The following is a 365-nucleotide window of genomic DNA, read 5'->3' as shown; positions in this document are numbered from 1 at the left end:
AGTATGCGGATCACCTGCCGCTGTATCGCCAGTCACAAATCTATGCGCGCCAAGGCGTCGATATTGATCGCTCCACCCTCGCGTTTTGGGTGACCTACGGGACAATGCCCCCATTCAACTGGCGTATTGCTGGGCCCACGCCCGCCGTAAGCTCTATTATCTAACCCATCACAACGTGGCCCCATCGCGGAGGAGGGCCTCAAGTAAATAGCGGTTCTTTATCGAATAGAAGCACAAGCCCGCGGCACATCTGCCGAAGATCGGCTGGCGCTACGTCAGGCCAAAAGCGCGCCCACGATTGCAGTCTTTAAAACATGGTTGGACCACGCACGCACGCAGGTCTCCACCAAATCCCCAACTGGTGA

1 pseudogene is annotated in these 365 nt (G+C 56.7%); it reads left to right on the top strand.

Features of this window, described 5'->3' with window-relative positions:
- Positions 1–365 (top strand): annotated as a pseudogene (locus tag AB9F26_RS22370) (transposase); the annotation flags it as partial.

The organism is Falsihalocynthiibacter sp. BN13B15, assembly GCF_041205415.1.
In the GTDB taxonomy this organism is placed as follows: Bacteria; Pseudomonadota; Alphaproteobacteria; order Rhodobacterales; family Rhodobacteraceae; genus Falsihalocynthiibacter; species Falsihalocynthiibacter arcticus.
This window is presented reverse-complemented; position numbering and strand designations above follow the sequence as displayed.